Origin of the sequence: Shouchella rhizosphaerae (assembly GCF_036700015.1) — a bacterium.
Classification (GTDB): Bacteria; Bacillota; Bacilli; order Bacillales; family Bacillaceae_D; genus Shouchella; species Shouchella rhizosphaerae.
The window spans coordinates 293,883-307,217 of the sequence record NZ_CP144921.1 but is presented as its reverse complement, the minus strand read 5'-3'; the positions used below and the strand labels follow the sequence as shown (position 1 = coordinate 307,217).

Here is a 13,335-nt window from a genome sequence, read left to right as displayed (position 1 = left end):
GGGAGAAGCATGGATTCATCTGATTACAAACGTCTCGATGGTGTAGCGTTGGCTGAGCTCATTCAAGCAGGAAACGTTTCACCAGAAGAAGTGCTCGATGCCCATTTTCAAGTTAGCTACGAATGGGAAAAGCTGAACGCGATTGTCTCAAAGCGTGAAAAGGAAGTGTACCAAGAAGCGAAGGAAGCAGCCAAAAGCGGTGTGTTTTCAGGCGTGCCATTTTTGCTTAAAGATAGCTCCCACGCCTTAAAAGGGGCACGGCTCACGTCTGGGTCGGCTTTATTTAAACAGGAGCGAGCTAAAGTGACTAGCCACTATACGAGGACATTGCAGCAAGCGGGGTTGCTTATGGCAGGCCATACCAATGCCCCTGAGTTTGGCTTGAAAAACATTACAGAACCTAAACTCCATGGCCCAGCACGGAATCCACTCGATCTAGACTATTCGCCAGGTGGGTCTAGCGGTGGGGCTGCAGCGGCTGTCGCTAGTGGCATTGTTCCTTTGGCGGGAGCGAGCGACGGAGGAGGATCGATTCGCATCCCTGCTTCGTTTACCGGGCTTGTAGGCTTAAAGCCGACACGTGGCCGTACGCCAGTCGGGCCAGGTGTCGGCAGACAATGGCAAGGAGCGGCAATCGATTTTGTGCTGAGCCGCTCTGTCCGCGATAGCGCTCGAGCATTGGATGTGCTGCAAACAGTCCAATGGGAAGCCGCTTTTCAAACACCATTGTTTGCAAATCGTTATGAACACACACTCCAGGAGCAATTGCCACGTTTGCGGATCGCCTTTTCCGCCCAATCTCCTGTTGGGACTCCCGTTTCACAAGAAGCGATTACAGCATTGCAACAGGCAGTCCGTTGGCTAGAAAAGGCAGGTCATCATGTTGAGGAAGCAGCGCCGCCAATTGATGGCGTCGAGCTAATGAGGCATTATTATTTGATGAATGCAGGAGAAATGTCTCGTTTGCGCCAACAACTAGGCCAAGCCCTTGGCCGCTGTCTAAATGAAGATGACTTTGAAATGGAATCATGGGTATTGGCGGAGTACGGAGACAACGTCCGCGCAGCAGAATATGCGGCGAGCCTTGCTGCTTGGGACGATGCTGCAGCAGCTACCCATTGGTTCCATGAGACATACGACCTCTATTTGACGCCTGCCACGGCGAGCGTAGCGCCAAGGATTGGTGAATTAACACCAGCGCCTGCACAAGAGCGTTCTTTAAAAGCGCTTGTCCAGGAGTTGCCGCCTAAGGAACAGCTTGATCTAGTCTATGAAATGTTTTTGCCAAGCTTGACGTATACGCCTTTTACCCAACTAGCCAATTTAACGGGGCAACCGGCGATTTCAATGCCTTTGTTTAAAAATGAAACAGGGCTTGCCATCGGCGTGCAAGCAATGGCACGAAAAGGAGAGGAGCACCGTCTTCTCCAACTGGCTTATGCGTTTGAACAAAGTGAACTTTGGCAAGGGACGCAGCCGCAATAAAGAAGCTTACAGCTGGCCGGTGCCTTTTTAAAACAAAGTGTGATAAACAGTGGACAAGCTTTAGCACAGAAGTGGAAATGTTGTATACTTCTCTTATAGGCTAGATGAAAGGGTGATTCAATGTATCGTACAGTTAACGATTTTTTGCAAGAGTGGCAGGAAGAAGCAGACTTGACAAAGTCGGTAATTAGTGCCGTGACCGACGAAAAGAAAAACCAAGCGATTGCCGAAGGGCACAACACACTTTCTTGGCTTAGTTGGCATTTGGCGACAACGCCAGCGTTTTTTGCCGGAGGTGTTGGCTTGGCGCTCCACATAAGCGCTGATTTGTCAAACGAGCCTCCATCGATTAAGGAAATAGTGGAAACCTATGAAGCAGTTACCGCTGAATTAGCAAAACAAGCAAGCTCGTTAAGCGACGAAGCGCTCGAAGAGCAAGTTGACTTTATTGGAGCTAAAGTAGCACGGGGTGTGATTTTACGGAAACTAGTGAATCATCAAATCCATCATCGCGGGCAAATGACTGTTTTGCTTCGCCAAGCGGGTTTGACCGTTCCTGGCGTATACGGCCCAACGAAAGAACAGCAACTAGGGTAGCAGAAATAAAGGCAGTAGACTGACGTTGAAAGGTGAATGGATTAGCAAAAACATCTGTACGCAAAGTTTGTCTGCAGTCTGGAGCAACGGCATGTCCGTTGCTTTTTTTTATGCCTTTTTCTTTCCATTAAAATATAGCGGTGTTTGACACCTTGCATGGTGACGGCATTCATGCTGTCATCTCCCCTTTACAAAACCTTAACATTAGCCATAAATAAGCTTAATACTCGATCCTTATACTTACCCTTGTAAGACGTAAACCTATATAGGGGGAGAAACGTTAATGAAAAAAGTCCAATTAGGAGCAGTATTTGCGTCGTTTTTGTTTGTTGCCACCGCTTGCGGAGGCGGAAACGCAAATGAGCCAGCAGAGACAGATTCGGCAGAAGGCAATAATACTGAAGAAAACGAAGCGTCAGGCAGCATCTTAGTGTCAGGCTCAAGTGCAATGGAGCCACTAATTGCAGCCGCAAGTGAAGAGTTTATGAATGAAAATATCGATGCAAGCATTTCAGTGCAAGCAGGTGGATCTGGCCAAGGACTGTCATCTGTTGCAAGCGGACAAGTCCAAATTGGAAACTCCGATGTGTTTGCTGAAGAAAAAGAAGATATTCCCGCTGAAGAACTTGTCGACCACCGTATTGCCGTTGTAGGCATGGGGCCGGCAACGCATCCTGAAGTAGGCGTTGAAGATATTTCGACTGAAGATTTAATTGCTGTATTTACAGGGGAAGTAACCAATTGGAGCGAACTTGGTGGCGCTGACCAAGAAATCGTGATTGTGAACCGCCCAGATTCTTCTGGGACGAGGGATACATTTGTGAAATATGGCCTTGAAGACAACGAGCCTGTTCCAGGAGACATTACGGAGGACTCTTCCAATGCCGTGATGAAAATCATTAGTGAAACACCTGGGGCCATCGGTTATCTCGCTTTCTCTTATTATGACGAACAAGGAACGGTTTTGCCGCTTTCCGTAGATGGCGTTGAACAAACAGATGAAAACGTCATTTCAGGTGAATACCCAATTTGGGCGTATATGCATTCTTACACGAAAGGCGAACCTGAAGGCTTAACGGCACAGTTCATTGAGTATTTGCAAGGTGATTTTGTACAAGGCACGTTGATCCCAGAAATGGGCTACATTCCTGAAGCGGACATGCAAGTTGAACGAGATGCGGAAGGAAACGATACACCAAAATAATAAAGAAAAGTGAAGAAGGTCGCTGCCGGCAAGGTAGAGGCCATTCTCACGTAGGGCAAAAACAGGGCAAATCATGAGGGGGAAACTGTCATGCCGTCTTCTCAATCGGTAGCGGACCGTTTGTTAAAAGCAAACAATAAACAAGCAGCAAAAGCTGAACGCAAAGGAAAAATCATCGTTTACGCCTGCGCTGCGCTCATCATTATTACAACCATTGCGATTACGCTGTTTCTTGTTATTCGTGGACTGCAAGCATTTGTAATCGATGGCGTCAGTCCAATCGAGTTTTTGACGAGCTTAGATTGGAACCCGACTAGGGGAGCGGACGCCGGTGGGCCGTCTTATGGCGCGCTACCGTTTATTTTTGGTTCATTTGCTGTAACGATCTTATCTGCATTGATCGCTGCTCCTCTCGGAATTGGCGCAGCGATTTATATGACGGAAATTGCGCCTAGCTGGGGCAGAAAAATTTTGCAGCCTGCTGTAGAATTGCTCGTTGGCATCCCATCTGTCGTATATGGTTTTATCGGTTTATCCGTCATTGTTCCGTTTATACGCGACCATGTCGGTGGCCAAGGGTTTGGCCTCCTATCAGCCATGATTGTATTATCGATCATGATCCTTCCAACTGTGACAAGTATATCAACCGATGCACTGCGTTCGATTCCTGGCGGTTTGCGTGAATCGTCGTTGGCGCTTGGCGCCACCCGCTGGCAGACGATCTACCGGGTACTCATTCCAGCCGCTGGACCTATGTTGCTTACAGCAGTTGTCCTAGGAATGGCACGTGCATTTGGCGAAGCATTGGCCGTACAGATGGTCATTGGCAACTCGCGGACAATTGCAGAGTCGCTCATTGATTCCACAGCGACGTTAACGACCATCATTACATTAAATATGGGACATACTGTACCAGGAAGCATTGACAACAATGTCCTTTGGTCACTCGGCTTGATTTTGCTCGTTATGTCCTATCTGTTTATTATTCTTGTACGGTTCTTGTCATCTAGGAGGAAATTCTCATGAACAAAAAATGGGCGGATAAATGCGCAACGTCTATGTTTACAGTCATTGCCGCAATCATTATTGCTGTTTTAGCTGGCTTAATTGGCTATATTTTTGTGAGGGGGCTTGCCCAAATTGACTGGGCCTTTCTTACAAACCCACCAAGCTCCTACAGAGCTGGCGGCGGGATTGGGCCACAATTGTTTAATTCATTTTACATCTTATTTTTAACGATGTTGTTTACCGTGCCTCTTGGACTTGGCGGAGGCATTTATATGGCCGAGTATGCAAAGCCAGGACGCGTAACGGATTTTATTCGTACTTGTATTGAAGTACTCGCTTCTTTGCCATCCATTGTCGTCGGTTTGTTTGGGTTGCTCGTATTTGTACAGCTAACTGGTTGGAGTTACTCGATTTTAGGCGGTGCGCTTGCGCTGACGGTGTTTAACTTGCCAGTAATGGTCCGTGTGGTCGAGGATGCGATCACGAGCGTTCCGAGAGAGCAAAAAGAAGCAAGCCTTGCCCTGGGCATTACCCAGTGGGATACGATTCGGACCGTGATTTTGCCAGCGGCGTTTCCTGGAATTTTGACTGGTGTAATTTTGTCGGCAGGGCGCGTGTTTGGCGAAGCAGCAGCGTTGTTGTTTACGTCAGGCGTTACGACGCCACGGCTTGATTGGATGAATTTGAATCCTTTTTCGGAAACATCGCCATTAAACGTATTCCGTCCTGCTGAAACACTCGCTGTTCACATTTGGAAAATCAATACGCAAGGCTTGATCCCCGACGCGCGGGAAGTAGCAGACGGGGCTGCGCTTGTGCTGATTTTCGCTGTGTTGCTATTCAATTTGTTGGCCCGTTTGCTTGGGCGCTACGTGCACCGGAAACTAACGGCATCGAAATAAAAGGGGGAAAGCCAACATGACTGCTCTGACCGTTCCAAAAAAAGATACTACTGCACTTAAACAGCCATCCAAACAGGCTGAGGCGATTTTACAGGCAAAGGACATCAATATTTACTATGGCGAAAACCATGCAGTAAAACAGTTGTCGCTTGATATTAACAAAAACGAAATTTTGGCGTTAATCGGCCCGTCTGGTTGTGGGAAATCAACCTTTTTGCGCAGCATTAACCGCATGAACGATTTAATCCCGAGCGCACGGGTTACGGGCACCCTTGCCTATGAAGGACTTAATTTGCTCAGTGATGATGTAAATGTGGTTGCTTTGCGGAAAGAAATCGGCATGGTTTTCCAGAAGGCGAACCCATTCCCAAAGTCGATTTATGAGAATCTTGTTCACGGTTTGCGCTTCCATAACGTTAAGAAAAAAGAGTGGGCTGACATTGTGGAGGATTCTTTAAAGCGTGCCGCTTTATGGGATGAGGTCAAGGATAGGCTCCATGAATCGGCGCTGTCACTATCCGGCGGCCAACAGCAGCGACTCTGCATCGCCCGCACGCTTGCTTTAAAACCAGAGGTGATTCTTCTTGATGAACCAGCTTCGGCCCTTGACCCGATTGCAACAGCTAAAGTGGAAGAACTCATGGTTGAATTGAAAAAGAATTATACGGTTGTTGTTGTTACACACAATATGCAACAAGCGTCACGGGTTTCTGACCGGACTGCGTTCTTCTACAACGGTGAGTTGATCGAAGTCAATAAGACAGACGTCCTATTTCGTAATCCTGAAAAGAAACAGACCGAAGATTACATTTCAGGACGATTTGGGTAAGGGGGAAGAAGCATATGCAAGCATTAGCTGAACAAACGGAAACAAAGAACGTGTATGATGTTCTTGACTTTAATCTTTGGTACGGCAACAACCAGGCATTAAAAAACATTTCGCTTCAATTAAAGGAAAAGCATGTGACGGCGATCATCGGCCCTTCTGGTTGCGGAAAATCAACGTTTATCAAAACATTGAACTTAATGTCGCGTTTAAATCCCGATATTCGCATGGCTGGTGAATTGAATTTTCGGGGCGAAAATTTGTTGACAACTTCAATGGATTTGGCTGAGCTGCGTAAAGCGGTCGGCATGGTTTTCCAAAAGCCGAATCCCTTTCCAAAGTCGATTTATGAAAATGTGGCGTATGGGCCACGCATTCATGGAATTCGCAAGAAAAAAGAACTTGATGAAATTGTTGAATCAAGCTTAAAAGGCGCATTTTTATGGGAGGAAGTCAAGGACCGACTGAATAAAAACGCACTGTCGTTATCAGGTGGTCAGCAGCAACGGCTTTGCATTGCCCGAGCACTGGCGACAAAGCCTGAGGTATTGTTAATGGATGAACCGACAAGTGCCCTTGACCCGATTTCTACGACGAAAGTAGAAGAACTGATTACATCGTTGCGTGATTCTTATACGATCGTCATCGTCACACACAACATGCAGCAGGCTGCACGAATTTCAGACGAGACAGCATTCTTTTACATGGGCGAACTGGTTGAAATTGGTCCGACACAACGAATTTTTTCCAACCCTGAGCATAAACGTACAGAAGACTACGTATCTGGCCAATTTGGCTAACAGGAGGTCATCCTATGTTAAGAAGCATGTTTCAAGAACAGCTTGATGAAGTAGCAGGGCGAATTCAAGTGCTAGGAACCGCCGTTTTAAAACAGCTGGATGCTGCTATTGATGGTTTGTCAACAAAGAACCGAGCCGCCGTCCAGCAAATTATTGACAATGATGCCGACATCAATAAGAGTGAACTTGACATCAACGAAAAGGTGTTTGACATTATTGCTAGGCAGCAGCCAGTTGCAACTGATTTGCGACGGTTGATCGTTGTCATGAAAATGGCTGGCGACCTTGAACGTGTAGCAGACTTTGCTGTCGATATTGCTAAAGTGTCAAGACGAATTGATGTGTTCCCTAACGAAGAGTTGAAGCAAGAATTGATAGAGCTTGCTTTAGATGCGAAGGGGATGATCGAAAAAGCACTGCATGCTTATGCAACAAAAAATGTGCTTACAGCTCAACAATTGGCAAAAGCCGATGATGAAATCGACGAACGCTTTGGTAAGCTTATTAAAAAGCTGTTTAGGCAAGAGACGACAGATCAAGACGTAGAAGCGATTACCCAGTTGGCTTTTATTGCCCGTTATATTGAGCGCATTGCTGATTATGCAACAAACTTGTCCGAATGGATCCTTTATGAAGCAAACGGACAATATGTTGATTTAAACTGACAAGATTAACCAGACTGATCGAAAACGTTTGTCTACAGTCTGAAGGGAGCTGCCTTAGGCAAGCTCTCTTTTTTTCGTCGGTCCGCTGTTATCGTATGGTATAATAGACAAACGTTTAGACGAGAAAAGGCAGGCGTTAACGATGATTTCCGCACAAGCTTTCCGAGTAATTGCTGCTTTCCATAGTGGGGTTTGGATGCTGTTTTTTATTGGCGCTGCTGTTTGGCTTCTGTTCACATGGCGAGGATGGCAGCACGCCCGTTTTCTTTGCGCTTCCTTTGTGCGAACAACGGAAGCGGTCCTTCTGTTGTCTGGGTTTTTAATGTGGTATGCGTACGAGTTTGCTGCTTTTTACGCAGTCAAAGGCGCAATTGCAATTCTAATGCTCTATTTCTATGAAAAAACACGTTTGGCGATAAAGAAACAACAATATAGGCAGCTATATCCGCACGGGGTATTGCTTGTCGTAACAGCAGTCGTCGTTTGGGCGATGGGCGTCTATTGGAAATAAAGGGGGATGAATGATGAAGGCGCATATTAGGGCGGTCAGTGGGTGGCAACCGTTCTCGCCAAAGCGCTACGGGGAATGGGCACGTACACAACGGGAGACCGGTTGTTGTATTGTGCCGACGACGTATTGGGTGGAGCAAATCCGGTTGGTGGCGCCAGAACTTCGCTGCTTAACATTTGACTCGTTTATCCGCAAGTGCCAGCAACGAGTAAACGATATGGAGCTAGTTCACCACGAATGGAAGTGGGCGATGGCAAACGAAGCGAATGCGACTGGAAGAAAAAACGAGCAAATCATAAATAGTTATTTGCAATATAAGCGTTTTGGCGAATGCCGACTACCTGACAGTTTACGCTTTTTAAAACCTGAATTTGCAAAGATCAAGGCTATAGAAGAAAAGAGACGGTGGAAGACAATTGAAGATGACTACAACGCCTTTGCTCGAAAACCAGCGTCTTTGCCTTATGATGACATTGTAGTCGAAGGGTTTCATGATTTCTCTGTCAATCAGCTAGAGGCACTAGAGCGAATGGTTAAAGAGGGCGTGGGGCTGACCATCTACCTTAATCGAGAGGCGAAAGCTGCGATATCGGAGTTAGTGAAGATTGGCTTTACGGTGGAGGATGTTGACAGACAGCCAGTCACGGATGGTCAAACAGGGTGTTTGTCTCTGTATAAAGCGGTGACCGAGGAAGAAGAGCACATTGGTTTGATTGAACATATTCTTACAAGCAATACGCCGCTGTCCAACATCGCTGTGCTGTTTACGAAATCAGACGCGCGTGCCGCTTTTATGGCAAAGGCGAAGCAGGAAGGACTGCCTATTGCCGCTAGCAACCGTAGTTATTTGGCGGACACCCCTTTCTATCTATGGGTCAAAGAAGCGCTGCTCACCCCTTTGCCTTCAAAAGAAGCGCGACTGGGGGCAGTTGATTCCCTCTTTGCTGTGCTTGGCATTACTGGGCGTCGTTGCTTAAGAGCGAAGCAGGCTTTGTACGCTGGTTATGGCACTGGTGACAGCGAGGTTGACTTTTTTCTGAACCAAATCGGCAAAAGCCCCCTTGCCGAAGGGAACACGATAGCAGAAAAAGCTGCGTTGCTCGTTGACATGCTAACCAAAATGGAAGAGCGAACGGATATCCCGTATGCCCCCACAGTAAAACAAGCGCTTTTGGCCCTGGACGGCATCTCCTATGCAAAAGTGGAAACAACGGAAGATGGGTTTCGCCAATGGTTCCAGACATTTGCGCAAACACTTGTCATTGGCGAGGAGCCAAAACCGAAAGAGGGAATTTCCGTCCTCTCGTGGGCGGATGTCGCTGCCTTTCAAGGGTCGACCGTCTATGTTGCCGGGCTTGCTTTAGGTACGTTTCCACATCCTTATTCACTGCTAGGTTATTTCCAAGAAAGTGATTTAACGGAGATTAACAAACGGGGGGTGCCATTGACATCCCGTACACGTTCCGTCCAAGCGTTGCAATTCCAACAGCTCATCAACAGCGGCATGGACGTATATGCCAGCTATGTGTGCGGTCTTGACCGAGACAGTCCAGCGCTACCTTCTCCATTTCTACTCGACTTCCAACTAGTTGGCTTCTGGAATTACCAAGATAGGTTGAACAACGGAATCGGCACATATTCACGCAAAGATGGGACTGCTTACCGCGGTGAACTCGGTCACTTTCAAAAAAGGCTGCAACATTTGCAATTAGGGCAAGAATGGCTTTCAGATGCCCAACAGGCGAAAGAGAAAGCAAAACCCGCTGTTGCCGTTACTGCGTTTGAAGCTTATGCGCGCTGTCCATTCCGCTATGGTCTAGAATGGCTTTTAGGGATCAAGCCGCCAGCAGCTCAAAACGAAGGGCTTCCGGCAAATAAGATTGGAACACTTATTCACCAATGCATTGAAACATTGTATCGCCATAAATTGAATGTCATTGGCAAGCCTTTTTCCACCCTTTCGGAAGCAGAAAAAGACGAAGTGCCTCATTGGCTTGAATCAGAATGGCGCCGCCGCTTTAATGAGGATATTGTGCCATTTGTCCCATATATGAATCGTTTCGAGCTTGAACAGGAAGAAACATGGTGGGCCAACAAGCTTCGTCTTTGGTGGGAAGCAGAGCGGGCGCGGTTTTGGGATCGGAAGGAGTTGGCGGATGCTTACATTGAAGGGCTGGAAGTGCCTATTGTTCTTGAAAACTTTCCGTTGGGCACAACGAAACTAAAAGTGACTGGAAAAATCGACAGGGTCGATGTCGCAAACGGTGAAAAGGTACTCTATGATTACAAGACTGGCAAGGCGGCATTGAAACTGGAGGAAGCCTCACACGGCACAAAACTCCAGCTTCCTATGTATTCGTATATCATTGGTAAGCAATCGCCAGTAGCTGGGGCTACATATATTTCTTTGCTTGATCCAGGAAAACGGGCAGGGAACGGGGTTTGGAAGCCAGAGCATGTTGGCAAGCAATCGATCTTTGGCGTCAGTGCTCAATGCCGCAATAAAGAGGACGCTTTAGGAGAAGAGGCTTTTATGGAAAAATGGCACATCCATGAGCGTCTTCAAGAACTGTGGGAAGGAATGCAGACAAACATGCCCGTTGCCCCCCTTGATTGCGCGGCCAGCTGCCCTTATAAAGCGATTTGCCGAGTGACGGAAGAACAAAAAAGGGAGGCTCAGCATGCAATTCAACAGCGCACAAAAGCAAGCAATTGAGTCGAAACAGCCCCTTGTCGTCGTTGCTGCTGGAGCTGGTTCTGGCAAAACCAGGGTGCTAACGGAGAAGATCGTCTCCGTTATCGACGAACATTTTCATGACAAGGACTCAAATTATGGCGCTCCTATTAATGAAATTGCCGCCATCACTTTTACTGAAAAGGCTGCGAGAGAAATGAAAGAGCGCCTTGCAAGCCGGATGGGCGAAAAGGCGGAAGCGGCAGGAAATAGGGAAGAAAAACGCTTTTGGCTTGCACAGCAAGAAGAAGTAGAGACGGCAATGATTGCAACGTTTCATCGTTTTTGCCGGCAACTGCTTAGCCGTTATAGCCGATACGTTGAAGAAAATGGGGAACTGGCGGTTCTTGATGAAACCGAAGCTGCAATGATAAAAGCGGAGCTTGTTGAACAGTTGTGCAAAGAGCGTCAATTTGCCAATGAACTGAACCAACTCCGTCGGGGGCTGTCTCTTTTTGCATTGAAGCGTTCATTGGTGGCGGTTCATGATGCGGTTCGAGAACAACGAGCGGGGGATGACGTCATTTCCCACTTTTCGCCGCTGTATATGTGGGACAAGCAAATCAATGGGGCTATTTGCGAACAGCAGCAACAAGTGGCGATGATCGTCAAGGCGGTTAAACGCGCTGCAAAAGAATTACCTCCTTTGTCTCAGTTATCGAAAACCGAACAAAAGCATGCACAGTCGCTGACCACGCTTGCACAAAGTTTGCAACTTGCTGCAAACGAGGAGGAAGCGGTTGCGATGATGAACGAAGCGCTTCCAAGCAGGGTCCAAAAAGCATGGCAAGAATCGTTGCCGTCTCTGTACGTTTTTTATGAGCACAACTGGAAGCCATTCAAAAAGCAATGGAGTGAAAGGAATCAAGTCGCCAGTGATCGAGGGCTGCCTTTGCTTAAAGCGTTTGTGACGCTGTTGCAAGCATTTGCCAAACGCTATGCCGATCTAAAAGCACAGCGCCTTGTCGCTGACTTTAGCGACTTGCAACAAAAAGCGTATACACTATTACAACTACCAAAAGTAGCAGCAGCTTGTCAGTCTGCTTATACACATATTATGGTCGATGAATTTCAAGACACAAACCAAGTCCAATTGCAAATTGTTCAGGCGATCAATCCGGCCCATTTGTTTTTTGTCGGCGATGAAAAACAATCGATTTACCGTTTTCGCGGAGCTGATGTCGCTATTATGAATGAAATGGCCAAAAAGGCAGCTGAGATAAATGAAGGAGAATTGATTCATCTGCAAGAAAATTACAGAACTGCTCCGCAAATTGTTGAACTCGTTAATGAATTGTTTGCCCATGTGATGGCACCAGGAGGGGAGGACGCCCTTCCGTATGCGACCAGTTATGTGCCCCTAAAAGCAGGGAGGAAGCCTCATACAAACAAACAAGCACTTGCTGCTTTCCATCAACTTGAAAAAAGCAACGAAGCTCGCTCGTTTGCATCGCTGCTGCAACAAACAATAGCGGATGGAATGATTGAAGTGGAAGGTGAAGGCAAGGTTCGCCAAGCTCAATGGAATGATGTCGCTGTTCTACTTCCTTCGCGTACAAATTTGCCAGAGCTTGAGCAGGCGTTTGCCGAAGCTGGCATTCCTTATCGTGTGCACGGTGGTGTGGGTTTTTTTGAGAAACAGGAAGTGATTGATTTTTTAAATGTGCTTAATTGGCTCAGACGTCCATTCGAGGATGCTTATGTGGTGGCGTTGCTTCGTTCCCCCCTCTTTGGGCTGACACTAAGTGATTTGCTGACAGTGAACGATTGTAAAGAGGAACATGAAAACTTAGCCGTTTTTTTAGCGAAAGAAGAAGCGCCTTCCTTATTTGCAAACCACCCACGGCTGCAACAAGCGCTAAAGCAGTATGGCGAATGGATCGATTTGTTCTTGCCGTTTGCTTTTACAGGAAGTGTAAAAGAAGGGCTGCTTCAGCTGTTTGAGCTAACTGGCCTGCGTTATGCTGTTTTAAGCGATACGAACGGCATTCAGCGTGTCGGCAATGTGGAAAAGCTCATTGATTTGTTTGCACAATTAAATACAACTAATCTAGAAACGCTATGTTTGCAAATGAACCGCTATATAGCGGCAAGCAAAAATGTCCCTGAAGCAGAAGTGGAACAGTTGGAGGGAGAGGCCGTAACAATTATGACCGTTCACGCCTCAAAAGGATTGGAGTTTCCAGTTGTTTGCCTTCCGTATATGGACCAAAAACGACGGCCGGACACGGATGCGGTCTATTTTGACCAAGAGTGGGACATTGTTTTCCAACTAAAATTAGACGATCGTGATCCCATTTCTACGCCTGCCTATTTCCAGGCGCAAGAAAAAAGAGGCAAACAAGCGCTCGAAGAGGCAAAGCGTTTATTTTATGTCGCTCTTACTCGTGCCAAAGATTATTGCTTGTTAGCAGCCGCAGACTTGTCCGAACGCCGGTCGTGGGCAGAAATGGTTGAAGCAGCGAATGAGCAATCTCCATTGTCTGCGATTAACTGGGTTGAATCTGTAAAGAGTGGCGAAAACGTACTCAACATTTAAAGATGGAAAGCCGATAAAGAATACGAGGAGAGTCCCTCCTCGTATTCTTTTTTATCGAGGTGGG

General features: G+C 47.0%; 11 protein-coding genes. All 11 read left to right on the top strand.

The features are described from left to right. Positions 1–9 precede the first annotated feature (9 nt). A complete protein-coding gene (locus tag V5G21_RS01770) occupies positions 10–1,485 on the top strand; it encodes an amidase family protein (protein ID WP_011247436.1) in 1,476 nt (491 codons plus the stop codon). A 120-nt stretch (positions 1,486–1,605) separates the two neighbouring features. Next, positions 1,606–2,082 carry a DinB family protein gene (locus V5G21_RS01765; RefSeq protein ID WP_035201792.1) on the top strand — a complete coding sequence of 159 codons (477 nt, stop codon included), beginning with the start codon at positions 1,606–1,608 and terminating at the stop codon, positions 2,080–2,082. A 283-nt stretch (positions 2,083–2,365) separates the two neighbouring features. After that, the gene (locus tag V5G21_RS01760; RefSeq protein WP_011247434.1) at positions 2,366–3,286 is read left to right on the top strand and encodes a phosphate ABC transporter substrate-binding protein; all 921 of its coding nucleotides are present in this window, start codon (positions 2,366–2,368) and stop codon (positions 3,284–3,286) included. Between the two features lie 90 nt (positions 3,287–3,376). After that, positions 3,377–4,312 carry a phosphate ABC transporter permease subunit PstC gene (pstC, locus tag V5G21_RS01755; protein ID WP_011247433.1) on the top strand — a complete coding sequence of 312 codons (936 nt, stop codon included), beginning with the start codon at positions 3,377–3,379 and terminating at the stop codon, positions 4,310–4,312. Beyond that, positions 4,309–5,196 (top strand): phosphate ABC transporter permease PstA, encoded by an 888-nt coding sequence (gene pstA, locus V5G21_RS01750; RefSeq protein ID WP_011247432.1) that lies wholly within the window; start codon positions 4,309–4,311, stop codon positions 5,194–5,196. The genes pstC and pstA overlap by 4 nt, the downstream gene beginning before the upstream one ends. A gap of 16 nt (positions 5,197–5,212) precedes the next feature. Continuing rightward, a complete protein-coding gene (pstB, locus tag V5G21_RS01745; protein WP_011247431.1) occupies positions 5,213–6,025 on the top strand; it encodes a phosphate ABC transporter ATP-binding protein PstB in 813 nt (270 codons plus the stop codon). A 14-nt stretch (positions 6,026–6,039) separates the two neighbouring features. Beyond that, complete coding sequence (gene pstB, locus V5G21_RS01740; RefSeq protein WP_011247430.1) at positions 6,040–6,822, top strand: phosphate ABC transporter ATP-binding protein PstB; 783 nt, start codon at positions 6,040–6,042, stop codon at positions 6,820–6,822. Positions 6,823–6,836: 14 nt separating this feature from the next. Further along, entirely contained in the window at positions 6,837–7,487 is a 651-nt protein-coding gene (gene phoU / locus V5G21_RS01735; protein WP_011247429.1) for a phosphate signaling complex protein PhoU, read from the top strand. A 142-nt stretch (positions 7,488–7,629) separates the two neighbouring features. Further along, a complete protein-coding gene (locus tag V5G21_RS01730) occupies positions 7,630–7,998 on the top strand; it encodes a hypothetical protein (RefSeq protein ID WP_011247428.1) in 369 nt (122 codons plus the stop codon). Positions 7,999–8,011: 13 nt separating this feature from the next. After that, positions 8,012–10,714 (top strand): PD-(D/E)XK nuclease family protein, encoded by a 2,703-nt coding sequence (locus V5G21_RS01725; protein WP_035201791.1) that lies wholly within the window; start codon positions 8,012–8,014, stop codon positions 10,712–10,714. After that, complete coding sequence (locus V5G21_RS01720; protein ID WP_035201789.1) at positions 10,680–13,271, top strand: UvrD-helicase domain-containing protein; 2,592 nt, start codon at positions 10,680–10,682, stop codon at positions 13,269–13,271. Before V5G21_RS01725 ends, V5G21_RS01720 begins: the two co-directional genes overlap by 35 nt. The last annotated feature ends 64 nt before the right edge of the window (positions 13,272–13,335 follow it).